A 17,328-nucleotide genomic window follows, 5' to 3' on the forward strand; every position below is an offset into this window, starting at 1 on the left:
GCAAGTATTAAAATTTAACTTTCAATTATAATACTTGCATTACATGGAGAAGAATATATGAATAAAAAGAACGATTTCAATGATAATCAAACCAAATGTAAAGCTCTTAAACTTTCCAATAATGATCAGTGGCAATATGAATCATTTTATAGATACCAACCTGTATTTTCATGTAAAGCTTTATTGAAATTTTTCACTAGAAGAGCAAAGTAATAGTATTAACTCACATCATAAAGTCGGAATTTTCTTAATTCAAACTCCAGGAAAGGAATGCAACTTGTGAAATGCAGATTAAAGCAATTACTATAGAGGAAATTTATCAGGAGATATTAGATGGAAAAAGAAATAGATTCCCGCCAAACACTTGGAAATTAGATGAAAATAATGAAATGGCTAAAGAGTAACAAGATATTTAGTAACAAACATTTTAAATTGGAACGAAGAAGAAATCAAACAGAATTGGAATAACGCATTAATTGCAAAGTATCGTTTACGTGGCGTATTGAAACATAAATATGAAAATAGTCCGTATGCAATGATTAATGATTTATATCCAAACAGATATGTAAAACATTTATTTAGAGGATATATAAATAAATCTTAATATATTTATAAAGCTCACATTAACATGATACCCCAAAAGGGAAAGGAAGGTCCGTAAAATGTCATTAGAAAAAGTTATTTCCTATTTTAAACAATATGGTATGGAAGATAGAATTATAGAGGTAACAGAATCTAGTGCAACAGTTGAATTAGCAGCAAAAGCGTTACAATGTGAACCTCAAAGAATCGCAATGACTTTATCTTTTCAAATAGAAGATCGTGTTTTAGTAATAGTAACTGCAGGTGATGCTAAAATTGATAATCGTAAATACAAGGAACAGTTTGGTGTTAAAGCTAAGATGGTCGATGCAAACAAAGTGGAAGAGTTAATTGGACATGCAATAGGTGGTGTTTGCCCGTTTGCTGTAAATAAAGATGTAGAAGTGTATTTGGATGTATCACTACAAAGATTTATAACTGTTTTTCCTGCTTGTGGAAGTGGAAATAGTGCTATTGAATTAACAATAGAAGAACTAGAACGATACTCAAAATATTTAAAGTGGATTAATGCCTGTAAGGGATATACAAACTAAGAAGCAATCTTAGGAGAACAATCCATATATGTACGTCTGTACGCTATTTTTATAGAACTATAAATTACAGTGGGATTGAATAAGAATGAGAAATAGATTTTTTATAATAATGTTATCTATGCTATTTAGTATTGGATTGGCTGGCTGCGAGCAATGGAATCGTTATAGTCCGTTTGTAAGTGCGATAGATGTATATGGTGTAGTGAAAGAAGAAGCTAAAAGAGACACTAAGGCCCCTAAAGATGTAATTCATTATTCATATGATTTAATTGGATATGATGAGAGTTTAAATAAAATAGACTTAGGTTTTGGGTCAGATAACAAATTCCCTATTGGCACATATATTAAAGCTGCGAAAAGGGGAAGTGATACAAGAATGCATGATATTTCAGTTATTAAAAAAGAAGAGATTCCAGAAAATATATTAAAGAAATTAAATAAGAAGTAATAACCTCGATAAAAAACTACATTCTATATAGGGTGTAGTTTTTTAAGTATAAATTAAAATATCTCGAACAATCAGCAAAAGAGATTAGTTCAATTATTAATATTAATTCAGAAATGAAACAAGTTTTGAAACGTTTATACGTATAGTACATTTAATCCGCAAAATGAAATTTTTTTTGGTTTAGCATGTAAATCTAAAAAAGCTTTAGTTTAGATTTTCTTGTCCCAATCAAGTTCCAAAAACAAAAGTTTAGACTTTCTTGTCTAAATAGTTTAGAGTTTCATATCTTTGTACAGTACAATAATAGAAGGGGAGATGAACTGACCATCATCCAAGAGTTCGTTAAATTCTGATATAACGAACTCTTGGATACTGAAATTCTATTCCTATTATAGCGGTAGCTTATTTGATTTTTAGGTTTATAATTCATAGCTAGTTTAAGTTAAGTGACTATTTTGAGTAATCTATAAAGAATTAATCGCTTTTATATAATTATATACAAATAAATTATACATTTTTGGGTATAGATCCCTTTAATTTGCAAAAATAGGAAATGTACATTTTAATTTTATGATATTTTCCCTTTGTTGTATTCATTGCGAGTGACAAATATTTTAAAAGCGTAGAAAGATCTTATTTCTACGCTTCTTTTAATAAGTAGTAGATTTAGTGTTTTTTTAAATTTGTTATATAAGATTTTACAGCTTGCAATAAGAATTCTTCCTGTCTCATACCAGCTTCCGCTGCCATTTGAACTACTTTTTGCTTAAATTCATGATCTGCATGAAAAGTTAATGGCTCTACATTACTTTTAAAGTAAATACCTTCTACATGTGGAAGAATCGTGCCAGATTTCATATGAGAATGTAAGTACTTAATCTCTTCTTGAAACTGCAATGGATCTACTTGTAATACGAAAGGTTTAATTTCTAATTTGATAGTATCTGCTGAAATACTCAATCTCATATTTGTGATACCTAGCTCCTTATAAAATAAGTTTATTAGATTATAAGTAATGGAATTAAATAATTGAGGTTTTTTAAAGGAAAAAGATAAATACCCTCGTTTTGTAATTACCGCTTTTTTAATGAATGGTTCAAAGGTGTAATCATGTTGTTTATAAGTGGATAGAGGGAAAATATCCTCGTCTTCTGTAAGAATCTTACCGTCTGCTCCATTGATCTCTATTACCCTAGCTGTTTTTCCGTTATGTTGATGTGTTAATAATTGATATAAGTATATATCTTCATTTTGAATTTTCGTAATGAATGTTTTTCGCTCTTTTGTTTTGGTTTTTTCATAATCAAGCATAAAAATCTCTAGTTCTTCCTCATCGATAAGATATACTTGTTTTCCTCTTTTTTCTACCATTGTGGCGGGTAATTTTCCAGATTTGATGTATGTAAAGATAGTAGATGGTGCAACATTAAGAATTTCAGCTACTTCTTTTGTGCTAAGGCCTTTAACCTTATTTTCATTTTGTAAACGTTCAATATCCTCTAAATAGAAAATCTTACTACCGAATTGCTTCCAGTTATCTTTATATACACATTCTATTAATCCATCTTTTTCTTTTTTTAAAATTGTTTGTACCGTTACTCCTAATAAGTCAGCTGCCTCTTTGGTCGTTACAGTAGGTTTTGTAATGAACAATAAATCTTGTGTCATAAAAGGACACCTCCATAACTATCGTTTGTTAATATTTTAGGTATGTATATATCATATCAGAATCTGATTTATATTTAAAATAAGAAATAGATTTTATTAAATATAGTATGCATTGTTATCGTTTAGAAATATTTTTCATTCAATCTATATGTTAATGAATTATTATAGTTATTTTTATTATAAAATCACTATGTATTTTAATTATTTAATTGTTAAAAGATATCTATTTAATAATAAATTATAAAAAAATATAATTATAAGTAAATAGAGAAGAATGTAGCGTTCTTACAGAAAGAAAATGAATTATCATTTGTATAATTAATAGAAGTAAAATAAAATAATAATTATAGGTAATAAAGAGAATTATTATTATAATCTTCAATAGGAGAGGTGAATTTGAAATATGGATAATAAAAATGAAAAAGAAAATTTATTTATTATAAATAAACAAAGTGAATATATAGATACATATGTAGAGAATTTAAGAGATGTAGTTCCATTTCTGTATAACGATAGTTATGTGGATAAATTGGAAGAGAAAATGGAGGTTGCAGAAAAAGAGGGAAAGAGTAAATATACGTATTTAAGTGACCTGGAAGTTATTTATCATTTCGTACATTTACAAAAAGATATGGATGAGAAGAAGAATAGAAAAGAGGATACGAAAAAGAGTTATGTTTCTGAAATCTTGTCATTTTGTCAGTGCATGGTGCAGCATGCAGAAGAATTTGAATTGAATGGGGAAGAGGTACAGAAAAATGACTCTTTATTGAAAACATTGCAACCTTGGAATATTCGTAAATACAATTCTTGGCTGAAACGGGTAGAGAACGGTAGGAATGGTGACACATATGCAGTCGCAACACTTGCAAAGAAAACAGTACTCATTCGTTCTTTTCTAAAACATCTTCATGTATTTTCTTATATTGAAAAGCCTCTTCATGAAGAACTGCAGCGGGCAAATGTAAATGAGCAGGATCGGCCAAATCGGGACTTATCCTATGATGAGGTTATGAAAATTTTAGGGTTTTATAAAGAAAGAGGACATTTAGTAAACTATACAATTTTACTTGCTCTGGCAAGTACTGGTGCAAGAATTCAAGAATTGTGCACCGCGAGAGTGAAAGATTTACATTATGACGGAAAGTACTGGTTAAAAGTCACTGGAAAAGGAGATAAAGTGCGTGAACTTTTCATTTCGGAACACTTATACCAGTGTATTTGTGAAATGAGGCGGAGAAGGAGATGCCAAACGGTATTGGAAAAAGGGGATGAGAGTCCGTTATTTATAAATCAAAGAGGAAATACTTATAACTCTAAAACACTATCGAATCAAGTAACAGATATGATAAAAAAGACAAACTTAGAGTTTCTACTGTATCGTGAAAATCCAGTAACGGCGCATACATTCCGTCATGCTTTCGCAATTATGGCAGTAGAACAAGGTAATGCAGATTTATATCATTTAATGCAAACACTTGGCCATGAAAATATTCAAACGACTAAAATATATTTAGAAAAGCATATGAAGCGTAAAAACAACGTTGGATCTACTTTCGCTGATATGCTGATTTAAACTTTATATAGTTTATAGGGGTATTTAATTATATATTTTTTACATAATTAAATAATGTATATGTTTGTTTATTCATTTTGAAGAAATATATAATTGGGGAAATAAATAAAATAACGAAATTCATTTTATACAGAAAAAACCAGGATGATTTTAAAAAGTTATCCTGGTTTTTTCTTGAATACACATAATTATTCATATTTCATAAAATTAATTTGAGTTAATTATAAGTTAGCAGAATTTATATCTATTCCAATCTGATAGTGTTAATAACATTATATAATTTGTAGAATTAGTTTATAGAGATTATGAAACTATTTTTCATTAGGTGTATCTAATTGATGATTGATTACTGTGCTGGACCTTTTATTCATAAGTATATAGATCCCACCTATGAATGATAAGATTACTGGATAGAAAATCGCCCAACCACTAAATGAGTATACAAAAATACATATAACTAAAGATAGGAAGGCCATCCACCAACCTATATCTTGAACTTTTAATAACTTAAGAGCAGCTAGCATTGTAAAAATATACGAGGTAATAAAAATTACACTAGGGCCTTTTAGAAGCATCTCTAAATTTGGTCGTGCTATACCATAAAAAATTAAAATACAACTAAAAATTCCGCCTAAAACTAGTAAAACCCTAGTTGGAGTTTGGAATTTAGAATGTAATTTAGCAAAGAAGGAAGGGAAATGTCCTTCTCTAGCTTGGGCGTAAATCATTCTTGAAAAACCTGCAATGTTAGCATGTACAGCACTAAACGAAATGAAAATTGCTAAAATAGTGGTTATATATGTACCTATTGATCCTAATCCTTTTGATATTAGAATGCTAAGGGAAGCTATCTGGTTCTTATCACCATATGAGTGAGTCCCTATTGTTACAAAAGATATTGCAATGTACATAATTGAGATGCAAATTGCCCCTAAAAATAGACTAATGGAAATATCTTTAGCAGGTCTTTTAAACTCTTCAGCTAATGGGGTTATCATCTCCCATCCTACAAATGAGAAAAAGATAATTACAGAAGAAGCTCCAACAGAAGACCATCCGTTTGGTACAAAAGGTGTAAAAGAACTTAATTTTACATAGGGGATAGAAACGACAACAGCCACAATTATTAGAAGTGAAATTATACAAATGACAAACACACTTATTTTTGATGATAACTCAATTCCTTTAATATGTAAGAGTAAAGAAGTAATCAAAATTACTGCCGCGATGCCTATAACTCCTGCATTACTTATTGGAAAAACATAACCAATATAATGGGCACCTGTTAAAGCGATAATAGGTAATCCAATAGGAATAGATCCTAACATAATCCATCCTAGGATTGCACTCGTATTTGCATTAAATGCCATTTGAACATAAGCTGTAATTCCTCCTGCACTAGGAATCATTTTAGCAAGATGCGCCAGAGTTGCGACAATGGGAAAAGCTAATATAGACATGATAACCCAAGATAAAAGCGAAGCTGGTCCAGCGCTATTTGCAGTAATTGAGGGCAATATAAGAATTCCACAACCCAACACAGCCCCTATGGTTAATGCAGTCCCTTGTACCCAAGTAATTGAACGTTTCAATGATTGTTGTGTCAAGATACTCAGCCTCTCTTTCGTTAATTGATATCAATTATATAAAGTTTTAAAAAAAGATAACATGCTATAATTTATGTATTAATTATAATTTTCTTAAAAAATTTAAGAATTATTAATTGTATTCTTAATTAATCAAGGGGAGATACATTAATGGATCAAACAGATTTAAAAATTCTTTCACATCTTCAGGAAAATGCACGTTTAAGTATGGTTGAAATAGGAAAGCTGGTAGGTTTGAGTTCCCCCTCTGTTACAGAGCGAGTCAGAAGACTAGAGGAACAGGGTGTCATTATAAGTTATCGTACGATTGTTAATCCGAAAGAATTAAAAAAACATATTACCGCGTTTGTTTTAATGGAACCAAGAGATTGCAACAAATATAAAAAATTTGCAATGGAACATCCAGATGTAGTCGAATGCCATCGTATTGCCGGTTTATACAGTTATCTAACAAAGGTAGTGACAGAATCAGTACATACACTTGAAGACTATATTAATTTGTGCTTAGAGTATGGAAAGCCTACAACCTTAATAGTGCTTTCTTCTCCAGTAGAACATAAATCACTTTTTACAGAGAGTGAAAAATCTTGATTACATATGAGAGATTATTCTAAAAAGATAAATATTGTGAAATGATAAAATTTAAAATTATATATTTGGTATAGTGTTAGACTAGGGCTTCGGCACTAGCTTTTCTTTCGCTTGAATATATTACTAAGTCATATATAATATGCTTATATACTTGAAAGTGAGGGAGAGAATGGCATATAGCAAGGCGCAAAATGAAGCCACAAAAAACTATAAAAAACGTAATCCAGAACAAACGAAATATCTCAATTATAAAACTATGGCTAGAAGTTTCATCAAGAATTTAGCCACACAAGAAGATTTGGATATGCTAAAAGAATTAATGGCAGAAAAAGAGGAGAATGACCGTGCTAGAAAATAAATTAGGTATCAAAAATCAGTTGGAATTGAATCGAGTGGAAGAACGACTATCAAAAATGAAAGCCAAAGATTTATATGATTCAGGAGAAATAAACCACATAGAAGTTGGCACATTTAAGGGTCTTTCTGACATTCATAATTATCTATTTGAAGATATTTATTTCTTTGCTGGGAAGATTCGAAAGGTTAACATAGCGAAGGGGAACTTTCGATTTGCTCCTGTTATGTATCTAAGCCATTCACTAGAACATATAAATACTATGCCACAAACAACCTTTGATGAAATCGTTGAAAAGTATGTTGAAATGAACATTGCTCATCCTTTTAGAGAAGGAAACGGTAGAGCGACTAGAATATGGTTAGATTTAATCTTTAAGAATGAAATTCAACAGGTGGTTGACTGGAATAGGATTGATAAAGAAGATTATTTACTGGCAATGGAACGCAGCCCGATTAAAGATATTGAAATTAAGCATTTACTCAAAAATGCACTAGTAGATAAAATTAATAGTCGTGAAGTATTCATGAAAGGCATTGATATTAGTTATTATTATGAGGGATATACTGAATATGATATAGAGGATTTATAAATAAAAAAGGGCTGAAATTGCCCTTTTTTATTTGCGTTTTGAAGAGAATTTTTCATATAAAAACAGTATAAAATGGATTCCACCATGGATCCCTAGTGTTATTTGGAACTTATTTTTTATAGTATTACTTTATGTAAAGATCCACAAAATAAGTTCCTCTTTTCTGAAAATAAATATTAATAAGTAATTATTAATTAATATACATAAATTACTTTATAGTTCATTCATGTATTCCTTTCCATCTACATCAATCATTTATTGAAACAGATTTCTGTGGTAAATGAACAAAATATTGGGATGACATGGGTACTTTATCATGAATCAGACATGCAAAATTATGTAGCTTGTGGTGAAGATGAAGGAAATACTATAAAGGGAAAAGTCGTAGCGAAACCAGGGAAATATTATTTAAATGTATATAAATTCGATGATAAAAACGGTGAATATTCATTATTAGTAAAATAAATTCATTTCCGATATGTATACGGGAGTTGTATTTTAGGAGGAGTCTATCACGATAGGCTCCTCCTACTTTTTATTTGTATATTAGAACCATTAAGAATAGAAAAAATTCGTGTTTGAAAAAAGTTTAATTATTTCCTATCTGCATTACTATACTATCAGACTCTTTTCTTTAATAAGTCTAAAAGATTCAAGTGCTTACAAGGAATACTTAGCTAACTGTTCACCCCAAGATGATAATTCCGTTTCAATAAATCCTGCTTTTTTATATACAAATTTAGCTGTAAGGTTTTCAGGAGCATATCCAATCATTATTATAGAAATGTTTGCATTATTATTTCTTCTTATCTCATCAATTACCAGATATATAGCTTGTTTACCTATACCTTTCCCTTGAAATTTTTCATCAATCATAAGTCTATAAATCCAATAATTATTATCATCAGGATCTATCCCAAACGTAGTAAATCCTATCATTTTCTCATCAAAATAAATCCCTTTTGCATAGAAATTATCTAGAAATTGAACTTCTGCGATAGAATAAAGGTTGGATGCAATAAATGTTTGTTGTTCTTCTTTAACTGACAGCCTAATTGCTTCTTCCCAATTATTTTTGTCAATAGCCTTTAAATAAAGTTTCTTCAATCTGATACTCTCCTTCCAATATTGAAGAGGAAGCACGTATTTTAGGGGTTAGTGGTACGTTATCCTCTTGTTTTTTTTCAAAATTAAATATAAATATTTTCTCATCGACAGCGCCTCCTTAAAGGTACAATTCAAAACACATTAGTATAATCAATATGATTATACTCTTTCCACTATAAATTATTTTCCTGTTGAAAAAATCCTATTTCTCCAGGGTATATGATACCAAATATCTGAGAATCTCTTTGCAAACAATTGTATTTTAGCTTGAATAAAGAAGCACGTTTTTTTGAAGAAGAATATGATTTATAACTTGATAGTAGTGCGGTACACTATTGTCATTAACCTATTATTCTATGATTTTTTTCTATTTACTTATATTTTCATTTTTACTGTACTCTACTTCATTAAAAGTTTGTTTATATCCCAGATTGCCTCGTGTGAAAATAAGAATAAGTAAAGCGACAAATCCCAATCCTATCACTACAAATATATCTGTATTCTTTAAAATAGGGTTGGTGGAATGAGTTTGTGCCAAACTAAACGTATTTACACTCGCATGAATTAGCATGACAATAAATAAGTTACCGTGATTGCAGTTATAGACCCAAGTAAGAATGATTGAGATCGGCAAACATAGTAAAATAAAAATTGGCAAGTGAATATATAGGAGAGAAAGGTCAGAACCTGGGCCACCCCTTTGTGCAGCTGTTAAGAAATGTGGAAGATGCCAAAAAGTCCACAAAACACTAAGTAGTAATGTAGCTTTTAACGGTCCAAATTTCGATTGTAATCGGGGCAGAGCGAAACCACGCCATCCGATTTCCTCCGGTAAAGGTCCACCGAGAAAGAAAATTGCTACAAAAGAGAAAAGATAGGTTATAAAAAATTCAAAATTAAGGTCACGGAAAGTAGGTACCTCTCCATTTAATATCACCATACCTAGAAACATTGCAGCGGGGATAACGATGAGAGTAAACAAGTACCACTTTAAACCGACCTTAGTAGTGAGAATGCTTTTTCTAACTTTTTTCCATGCCTCTTTGCCTTCAAGAGTTCGAAACATGATACACGCTGCTAACATAGGGCCTGCAAATGCATTGGCAAAAAAGAAAATATCAAATACTTTTGTTTTAGGGAAAATACCCCATTGTGAGAAGATAAATGGAATTAATACAACCCATGAAAATAAATATGCCATTACAAAAAATGAAGTTAACGGATAGGATTCCAAATACCCTCTCAGAATTGTTGATGAGTTTTTTGCTTTTGTTAAATACTTCAACACAATCACCTCTTCATTTATAAAAACCTGCATATGTGCTAATTCCACATGCTTTGATAAAGAACCTTTTTGATGTAATAATGTTCAGTTTTTTGTATGAAAGGAGAGGTACGTTACCAAAGAAATGTAGAAATCTTTTTAAAGAAAATCACCTAACATTGAGTTAACTAGCTTTTAACATTAATTGAATTTTTGATATATCCTCAATCGAATAATGTTTACTAAGATTTAGTTGGAGCCATCCGTACTAAAAATCTACAGAACCACTTCAGTTTTATTACTATGCTTTTCACACAAGGAACGTTTGAGTACCAAAAGACATCTATAAATGCACTATTTAATACAATGCGTACATCAATTTATATCCAATAGTTTTGAAAGCGTTCGCACATTTAAATAGTTAAAGAAAAGGCACTCCTAGGAGTGCCTTTTCTTTAACTTGAACCATGTTCCTATATATGTTCCCCATCCCATAAAAACACTTCCTATAAAACAGGATCCTAGACACCAATAGACTTCATTTGAAAAATAGTTTACATATGTATGGGTGATAACAGTAACGCTACATCATGAATATAAGATGCGTTATGGCTTCTGGTCTAAGAACCTACTTTATAGAAAGTACCTTTCTCATATATTTTACCACATGTAATATTGAGTTTGTTAAGTATTTGGTTAATATGCACAATTACATAGTAAATACCTTTTAAATAGGAGAATAAGAAAAATGCAAAATAAGTGATTCTAAACATATTCCAGATAACCCCTAATTTTTTATTAATTATTTATTTGGCACTCAATAATAGAAGTAAGTACTGCTTGCATTCCATTTAATAAATCTAACACATTCACATCAAACATTTATTTTTATTCACCAGGGGATTTAGTTAATTAGAAAGAAGCATATGCAATAAATAATTCTGTTTTAGATAACATCCAACCACTTAAAAATCCAGTAATAAAAAAGGAGGGAGAAAGTATCTTTTATTGAAGTTTGTTTATAATAGCTTTTTAACTTGTTAGGGGGAATCATAAAGGAGATTAGTAATCTCTTTGATCATTTTTATTTTCCTTATAGTAATGGACTTATTGTATTAGAAAATTCAAATTTTGAAAGGAGTATCAATAAATATGAGTAAGAAAAAAGATACGTGCCTATCAACTTAAGGATAGCAATTAAATGGGTTTTTGTTTAAATAAACTAAACAAAGGGGTGTTCTTTATGTGTACTAGTTTGACATTACAGACAAAAAACGGTCAACATCTTTTTGCAAGAACGATGGATTTTACATTAGATTTCAATCAAGAAGTAATAATAGTTCCTCGAAGTTATCGATGGAACAATATAACAGGTGAAACCATCGAAACGAAACAAGCAGTTGTCGGGATGGGGATTAACTATCAAGGAAGGGTCATTCTGGCAGATGGAGTAAATGAAGCAGGTATGACTTGTGCAACACTCTATTTCCCAGGTTTCGCCACTTATAATGAAAGTATAGATGACAATAAAACGAATCTGGCTCCATTTGATTTTGTGGCTTGGAGTCTCACGCAGTTCAATTCTATTGAAGAGTTAAGAAAGTCTGTTGATAGTATTTCTTTTTTGGATGTACCATTACCTATTTTAGGACTTACTCCGCCACTACATTGGATTATAGCGGATAAATGGGGAGAATGTATTGTACTAGAGCCGACAACTGAGGGGCTAAAAGTGTATGACAATCCGTTAGGGGTAATGACCAATAGTCCAGAGTTTAACTGGCATCTTCAAAATTTAAGACAATATATTGGTCTTAGATCGCAGCCCTATGAGTCTACACAATGGGGGGATTTATCATTAAGTGCTTTTGGACAAGGTTCAGGTTCAATAGGGCTTCCGGGTGATTTTACCCCACCATCAAGATTTGTTCGGGCAGCATATGGCAAACAAAATATCCAAGGTATAGATAACGAAGAGGAGGGGGTATCGGCAGTTTTTCATATCTTATCAACTTGCGAGCTTCCTAAAGGTGGAGTGATAACGGAAGAAGGAGTATTAGATAATACCATCTATACCAGCGCAATGTGCATGGAATCAGGCACTTATTATTACCATACCTATGAGTGTCGGCAGATTACAGCTGTCAATTTGTTTCATGAAAATTTAGATGCAGATGAGATTACAACTTATCCATTTCAACGAAAACAACAGATTTTTTATGAAAACTAATCGGAATCCTGCAAACCGTTTACAGATGTTAGACTATATCATTTTTGTTGTCTAGTTTACTAAAGTATTACTAAAAAGGAAGGCTGATACCACATGATAGGAATAGAGGGTGAAAAAAGAGGATTTTAAGGCATTATTTAAAGTGAAATAGATAATTTAAAGGAGGAATTTAAATGGATGCAAGGAAAGAACGCAGAAAATACGAGAAGATGTCAAAGAACTATAACCGTATTTATTTCGTTTCTCCTATTAATTTTATTTGTTTGTAGTAGTGTAGTTATCATAGGAGCTACAGGAGGAAAATATGTAGTGTTTTTATTGTTAGTAATTTTACTTAACGCTCGTATTACTAAAGAACCTCAAAAAAGCATGAGCAATATTCAAATAAAGGGCGTATTTAAAATGATACATATCCTGAAAGGAATAAACTAGATGTACATTCAAAATATCCCTATATCATCATCTGTTAACTAGTAAAAGTAACTTTATATAAATAGTTTTTTAGCAATTTAGGAATAGAAACCGTACCTTATTAAAATGTTATTCCCGTTCCTATAATGAATTATCCTTCTAGCATATATATAAGATTTATATCATATATTAGGAGAAAGAATGAAAGTTAGAAGGGAGTCTTATAGAGTGAGTTATTTGGAGGGAAATGACGTTAGTGAATAAAATATGGTAAGTGTGCCTAATCCCTACGTATATCAGACATTACAATCAGTAATGGGTAAACATGTGGTTATTGAAACTGTAAGAGGTAATGTAAGAGGAAAGTTAAAGGATGTGAAACCAGATCATTTGCTCATTGAATATACGGTACCGTATATTGTACGAATTCAACAAATTGTATGGATTATGCCAAAACAATGATCAAATTACATGTAATTTGATTTATAAAAAATTGGTTTAATAGACGTCCAAAGAAAAACACAGGGGTTTATCTCTGTATTTCTTCAAATTTTCTTTTTTGGATATATGCTTGAGCATGGATAATTTCTTTCTGAAGTTCTTTTAATTCTTCCGTAGATCCTGATTCAATCTTCATGTACGTAGTAACTAGACTAATCATCATATCCATCTTTTCTACTATATTTTGAATGACCTGTTCAGATTGCTCTTTTTTAGGGTGCTGTATTGCTATTAAAGCATTTTCTATATAATTGTTCTTTCTTTGCTGGATATCATAAATAAACTGTTTTGTGTTTGAGTTCATTTGCTATTCCTCCATTTTGGATATACTTCTATTCTATCATATTCGAATGGAAAATATTAGATCATCCTAAATGTACACCTGTCCCGCACATCTCCTCAAGTATACAAACTAATCCTTTAATGTAAAGGAAGCTAAGAAAAAATTTTATAAAGAAAAAGCCGATTTCCCTATATATTAAGGGTATCGGCTTTTATTCATATTCTTTTACTTAATTAATTTCTGACATAAAACTTATAATAATAACATTACTTTTACTAGCTAGAAAAGGGTTGATACTGTACATTTTAAAATATCAATTAAGCACTAATATTTTGGTTATGCACTGTTTCACCTTTATGGGAAACATAACTGTGTGCTATCATTCCTAGCATTATTACAAACATGCCATACCAAGATAAAATAGAGGGGAATGAAGAATGTAATAAGATTAGTTCTCCAATAACAGCAAAAAGGACCTCCATAGATTGTGTTGCTTCAACAGTTGCAAGTTTCTGCATATCTCCTTTAACCATATCAGTAGCTTTAAAAAATAAGATAGTTGCAATTACACCAGAGCAAATAGCAACTAAAATAGATTGCATAGTTTGCTCCTTACTAGGTATTCCTGCTGTAAAAAGACCGTACAAGGATAATAAAAACCAAAATGGTAAGCTAGCTAATGTCATTCCAAGGACACGTTGATAAGCATCTAGACGATCTCCACAAACCTCCATCATCTTACGATTCCCGAGTGGGTAAGCAAAAGAAGCTACAATAACAGGGATAATACCTAACATAATATCTTTTACAGCAAGCGATTTTGCTTGTTCCATTTGCATAAGGAAAATACCAAGAAGAATAATTAATGACATACTCATACCCTTCATTGGAATTTTTCCTCTTTTCTTAATAATTCCAATGAAGGGTATGATAAGTTTGGATAAAAAGAGGAGCTAACAAAGATCCTGATATAATAGTAACTTGCCATGTCCCCGCAATAATCCATCCTGGTGCATGTGCAGCGGCAAAACATAATGGAGCATAAAATAGACCAAAACCTACAAAACTCCATAAAAACCATGCACTTAAATCCTCTCTCATAACTTGTAATAATATTTTTAATTTTTTTCGACTCATAACAAGAAGTAAAAGGAATGGCAGCATGAAAATAAACCTTAATGAAGCACTCCATATCCAGCTACCACCTGATAATTCCATTGCTCGATTTAATATAAATGTGAAAGCAAAAAAGAAAGCAGCACATATACCTAAAAAAAGAGGACGCAAATTTCTCACTTTAATCTACCTCATAAGTCATTAATTTCTCAAGGCTTAACCAGTTTTGTTCTACAAGATGCGCTGTTGTTTCTTTATCTTTATTTTTACACGCCTCTATAATTTGCTGATGTTGTTCTACTGACTTTAGACCATTTATCGAAGTGAACTGAGAAATTTCGAGACGTTGAATCTTAGATATACTTCGTTCTAACGCACGAATGATTTCAGGATTTCCTGCCACATCTAAAAAAACATTATGGAATAACTCGTCAGCTTCAATTGATTTTATAATATCTTTTTTCTCAATAGATAATAGTAAAGCCTTATTACTGAACTCTAATTCTTGAATATCCGATTCTTTTAATAATGGTACTGCTAAACGAGCAGCTAACGAATGTAAAACTGCTACCACAGTAAATGCGTGTTTCGCCTCCTCAATATTTAATGGTGCAACACGAGTAACTGAACCAGGAATAGATTCAACAAGTCCTTCATCCTCAAGACGTTTCAACGCCTCTCTAACTGGAGTACGGCTAATTCCAAATTCTTCTGCTAATTCTTTGTCATTTAAGCGTTGCTCCGGTTGCAGCTCTAATGTAACGATTGCTTTTTTCAAAGTTAGATATACTTCATCTCTAAATGACATACGTTTAATGGGTTTAATAATATCTTTTTTCATAAAACCAATATATCGGATATTGGTTTTATGGTCAACCCTAAATTTTCAATAAAATATACTCGATTATCAAATTCTAAAAACGACCATTTAAGGAACCTTCTTAACGTATGAAAAAACCAAGTTCTTTAAAGAAATAAATCCTTAGCGTACGAAACTCGCGTTTTATTGGTGGGACTCTCTAATTAATTCGCTTAATGGATTCGGTCTCGTCTATTTTGGATACTACTTTATGTGAAATGGAGATATTATTTTTATTTAGGATAGATTTCTTTCGAAATATGTATCTAGAGCCGTATATTAATTTAAATGTGATACGATAATTGTATATATGCATTTAGAAGGTAAAAGGGGATGAGTGTTGATGAAAAACCATACAATGGTAAACGGAAAACTCCTTCAGACTAATAAAAAGTGGTCACATCTCCGGCAAAAACAAAAAGATCATATTTCTAATTGGTTACGTAGGGAATACATACAGTTTGTAAGAACGCATCATCGAAAACCTAGAAAAAACGAGCATGATGAGATTCTTCATGAAGTGATGAGTCAAATACAGGAACAAGAAATATGGATTCCAAATGGTGAAGTGAAAAAATATTATGTAAGCAAAATAGGAAAATGGTTTAGAAAAATAGAAGGTGAATGGGAAATACAAATAGATAACAATGAGCGGCAGCAAGTATTAAAAGAAAAGTAGATACAAATAGGGTGCGTATTTCATGTATAACTTACAAGAAGATATGTATGAACAATTGAAAGAGAAAAAAGGGGAAGTAACTGTATTTTTAGGGAATGGTGTTCCAGTACGTGGGCAGATCCTTGCAACAGATAAAATTACCGTCCTAATAATGGTTCATGGTAAGCAACAACTAGTCTACAAGCAAGTAATTTCCAAAATTCTTAAGTAATTCTTTTTCCTTTTTTCGAGAGAAGAGGAAAAAACACAAAAAAATAGAAGATTGAGATCAATCTTCTTTAAAAAAGGAACAGATGACAGATTACTACTCCAACTCTTAATTAATTATAAATAAGCACATATAAATATTCAATCCATTCCGAGTTTTCTCAACATATTTGTCTTTTTTAAAAATTATAATATAAGTAATTCTTTTTATTATTATATATTTGTTCTTTCCTGTTGCAGAATCCTTAAGCTATTAAGGATTCCTTTTCTTGTTTCTAAAATTCAAAAACTACATTGATAAAACACACAGCAAAGCTATGCATACATTTTCTTTAGACAATTAGCTAAATATCATCTAAGCTGTAATTTTATGAAAATATAATAGCTGATTTCAAACGAAATTGGAAATAAACGTAAGTCTATGGCCTGTTTTTATACGTATCTCGGCTATACCCCATCGCTATCAGGTTAAGAAATACATTCTTCCCCAAAACGAAAAAATAAGTTGCCCTCTATCAGAAATACACAAAATTTTCATCCTGGGGGTTTTATAAAATTATTAAGTTGATGGTCATGGGGTAGCACCACACATCCATCAACTTAAGGTATATTTTTAAACAAAATGCGGTCTTTCCATATAGTTTTTTATTATCTTTTGTAGATTTTATAAAAGCGGGCATATCAAATAAACCCTGACG

16 protein-coding genes and 5 pseudogenes are annotated in these 17,328 nt (G+C 31.1%); 14 read left to right on the forward strand and 7 right to left on the reverse strand.

Features of this window, described 5'->3' with window-relative positions; genetic code table 11:
* Positions 1-284: 284 nt before the first annotated feature.
* From MR168_RS14735 to MR168_RS14745, 3 genes and pseudogenes are all read left to right on the forward strand, one after another.
* Positions 285-583 (forward strand): annotated as a pseudogene (locus tag MR168_RS14735) (DUF4046 domain-containing protein); the annotation flags it as partial.
* A gap of 79 nt (positions 584-662) precedes the next feature.
* On the forward strand, positions 663-1,136 hold the full coding sequence (locus MR168_RS14740; protein ID WP_086412718.1) for a YbaK/EbsC family protein: 474 nt from the start codon (positions 663-665) through the stop codon (positions 1,134-1,136).
* A gap of 118 nt (positions 1,137-1,254) precedes the next feature.
* The gene (locus tag MR168_RS14745; protein WP_240522932.1) at positions 1,255-1,584 is read left to right on the forward strand and encodes a YxeA family protein; all 330 of its coding nucleotides are present in this window, start codon (positions 1,255-1,257) and stop codon (positions 1,582-1,584) included.
* Between the two features lie 666 nt (positions 1,585-2,250).
* Here the strand turns inward: MR168_RS14745 and MR168_RS14750 are convergent.
* Positions 2,251-3,252 (reverse strand): helix-turn-helix domain-containing protein, encoded by a 1,002-nt coding sequence (locus tag MR168_RS14750; protein ID WP_000189827.1) that lies wholly within the window; start codon positions 3,250-3,252, stop codon positions 2,251-2,253.
* A gap of 403 nt (positions 3,253-3,655) precedes the next feature.
* Here MR168_RS14750 and MR168_RS14755 point away from each other — a divergent pair, with 403 nt between their 5' ends.
* Complete coding sequence (locus tag MR168_RS14755) at positions 3,656-4,828, forward strand: tyrosine-type recombinase/integrase (RefSeq protein WP_086412717.1); 1,173 nt, start codon at positions 3,656-3,658, stop codon at positions 4,826-4,828.
* Between the two features lie 311 nt (positions 4,829-5,139).
* On the opposite strand, the gene MR168_RS14760 is transcribed toward MR168_RS14755, so the two are convergent.
* Complete coding sequence (locus MR168_RS14760; RefSeq protein ID WP_000193984.1) at positions 5,140-6,435, reverse strand: APC family permease; 1,296 nt, start codon at positions 6,433-6,435, stop codon at positions 5,140-5,142.
* 150 nt (positions 6,436-6,585) lie between these two features.
* On the opposite strand from MR168_RS14760, the gene MR168_RS14765 reads away from it, so the two are divergent.
* From MR168_RS14765 to MR168_RS14780, 4 genes and pseudogenes are all read left to right on the forward strand, one after another.
* Positions 6,586-7,026, forward strand: a complete 441-nt coding sequence (locus MR168_RS14765; protein WP_000372880.1) for an Lrp/AsnC family transcriptional regulator — start codon at positions 6,586-6,588, stop codon at positions 7,024-7,026.
* Between the two features lie 169 nt (positions 7,027-7,195).
* Positions 7,196-7,384 (forward strand): hypothetical protein, encoded by a 189-nt coding sequence (locus MR168_RS14770; protein WP_000331757.1) that lies wholly within the window; start codon positions 7,196-7,198, stop codon positions 7,382-7,384.
* Positions 7,365-7,973, forward strand: coding sequence for a protein adenylyltransferase Fic (fic, locus tag MR168_RS14775; protein WP_033667260.1), 609 nt, complete (start codon positions 7,365-7,367; stop codon positions 7,971-7,973). The genes MR168_RS14770 and fic overlap by 20 nt, the downstream gene beginning before the upstream one ends.
* A 267-nt stretch (positions 7,974-8,240) precedes the next feature.
* Positions 8,241-8,438: pseudogene (locus tag MR168_RS14780) on the forward strand (pre-peptidase C-terminal domain-containing protein); the annotation flags it as partial.
* Between the two features lie 195 nt (positions 8,439-8,633).
* Here the strand turns inward: MR168_RS14780 and MR168_RS14785 are convergent.
* Positions 8,634-9,080, reverse strand: a complete 447-nt coding sequence (locus tag MR168_RS14785; RefSeq protein ID WP_000737862.1) for a GNAT family N-acetyltransferase — start codon at positions 9,078-9,080, stop codon at positions 8,634-8,636.
* A 367-nt stretch (positions 9,081-9,447) separates the two neighbouring features.
* A complete protein-coding gene (locus tag MR168_RS14790; protein ID WP_065845740.1) occupies positions 9,448-10,398 on the reverse strand; it encodes a CPBP family intramembrane glutamic endopeptidase in 951 nt (316 codons plus the stop codon).
* 261 nt (positions 10,399-10,659) lie between these two features.
* Between MR168_RS14790 and MR168_RS14795 the strand changes: the two are divergent.
* The 4 genes and pseudogenes from MR168_RS14795 to MR168_RS14810 all read left to right on the forward strand — a co-directional run.
* Positions 10,660-10,737, forward strand: a pseudogene (locus MR168_RS14795) (DUF4879 domain-containing protein); the annotation flags it as partial.
* A gap of 850 nt (positions 10,738-11,587) precedes the next feature.
* Positions 11,588-12,574, forward strand: coding sequence for a choloylglycine hydrolase (gene bsh / locus MR168_RS14800; protein ID WP_000337607.1), 987 nt, complete (start codon positions 11,588-11,590; stop codon positions 12,572-12,574).
* A gap of 173 nt (positions 12,575-12,747) precedes the next feature.
* A pseudogene (locus MR168_RS14805) lies at positions 12,748-12,975 on the forward strand (hypothetical protein).
* Between the two features lie 277 nt (positions 12,976-13,252).
* Positions 13,253-13,447, forward strand: a complete 195-nt coding sequence (locus MR168_RS14810) for a YuzF family protein (protein WP_000255396.1) — start codon at positions 13,253-13,255, stop codon at positions 13,445-13,447.
* Between the two features lie 67 nt (positions 13,448-13,514).
* On the opposite strand, the gene MR168_RS14815 is transcribed toward MR168_RS14810, so the two are convergent.
* From MR168_RS14815 to MR168_RS14825, 3 genes and pseudogenes are all read right to left on the reverse strand, one after another.
* Positions 13,515-13,790: a hypothetical protein gene (locus MR168_RS14815; protein ID WP_086412716.1), complete on the reverse strand. Its 276-nt coding sequence runs from the start codon at positions 13,788-13,790 to the stop codon at positions 13,515-13,517.
* Between the two features lie 296 nt (positions 13,791-14,086).
* Positions 14,087-15,056 (reverse strand): annotated as a pseudogene (locus MR168_RS14820) (DMT family transporter).
* Positions 15,057-15,066: 10 nt separating this feature from the next.
* Positions 15,067-15,726 (reverse strand): GntR family transcriptional regulator, encoded by a 660-nt coding sequence (locus MR168_RS14825; RefSeq protein WP_000710778.1) that lies wholly within the window; start codon positions 15,724-15,726, stop codon positions 15,067-15,069.
* A gap of 361 nt (positions 15,727-16,087) precedes the next feature.
* On the opposite strand from MR168_RS14825, the gene MR168_RS14830 reads away from it, so the two are divergent.
* Together MR168_RS14830 and hfq are read left to right on the forward strand one after the other, a co-directional pair.
* Entirely contained in the window at positions 16,088-16,423 is a 336-nt protein-coding gene (locus MR168_RS14830) for a hypothetical protein (RefSeq protein WP_000788719.1), read from the forward strand.
* 22 nt (positions 16,424-16,445) lie between these two features.
* Positions 16,446-16,634: an RNA chaperone Hfq gene (gene hfq / locus MR168_RS14835; protein WP_086412715.1), complete on the forward strand. Its 189-nt coding sequence runs from the start codon at positions 16,446-16,448 to the stop codon at positions 16,632-16,634.
* Positions 16,635-17,328: the final 694 nt, after the last annotated feature.

The organism is Bacillus cereus group sp. BfR-BA-01356 (assembly GCF_022663635.1).
GTDB lineage: Bacteria > Bacillota > Bacilli > Bacillales > Bacillaceae_G > Bacillus_A > Bacillus_A cereus.

Bases quoted from the DNA above. Each gene is read 5' to 3' on its own strand.
- MR168_RS14740 (WP_086412718.1), top strand. From the start codon at position 663: ATGTCATTAGAAAAAGTTATTTCCTATTTTAAACAATATGGTATGGAA.
- MR168_RS14745 (WP_240522932.1), top strand. From the start codon at position 1,255: ATGCTATTTAGTATTGGATTGGCTGGCTGCGAGCAATGGAATCGTTAT.
- MR168_RS14750 (WP_000189827.1), bottom strand. From the start codon at position 3,252: ATGACACAAGATTTATTGTTCATTACAAAACCTACTGTAACGACCAAA.
- MR168_RS14755 (WP_086412717.1), top strand. From the start codon at position 3,656: ATGGATAATAAAAATGAAAAAGAAAATTTATTTATTATAAATAAACAA.
- MR168_RS14765 (WP_000372880.1), top strand. From the start codon at position 6,586: ATGGATCAAACAGATTTAAAAATTCTTTCACATCTTCAGGAAAATGCA.
- MR168_RS14770 (WP_000331757.1), top strand. From the start codon at position 7,196: ATGGCATATAGCAAGGCGCAAAATGAAGCCACAAAAAACTATAAAAAA.
- fic (WP_033667260.1), top strand. From the start codon at position 7,365: ATGACCGTGCTAGAAAATAAATTAGGTATCAAAAATCAGTTGGAATTG.
- MR168_RS14790 (WP_065845740.1), bottom strand. From the start codon at position 10,398: ATGCAGGTTTTTATAAATGAAGAGGTGATTGTGTTGAAGTATTTAACA.
- bsh (WP_000337607.1), top strand. From the start codon at position 11,588: ATGTGTACTAGTTTGACATTACAGACAAAAAACGGTCAACATCTTTTT.
- MR168_RS14810 (WP_000255396.1), top strand. From the start codon at position 13,253: ATGGTAAGTGTGCCTAATCCCTACGTATATCAGACATTACAATCAGTA.
- MR168_RS14815 (WP_086412716.1), bottom strand. From the start codon at position 13,790: ATGAACTCAAACACAAAACAGTTTATTTATGATATCCAGCAAAGAAAG.
- MR168_RS14825 (WP_000710778.1), bottom strand. From the start codon at position 15,726: ATGAAAAAAGATATTATTAAACCCATTAAACGTATGTCATTTAGAGAT.
- MR168_RS14830 (WP_000788719.1), top strand. From the start codon at position 16,088: ATGAAAAACCATACAATGGTAAACGGAAAACTCCTTCAGACTAATAAA.
- hfq (WP_086412715.1), top strand. From the start codon at position 16,446: ATGTATAACTTACAAGAAGATATGTATGAACAATTGAAAGAGAAAAAA.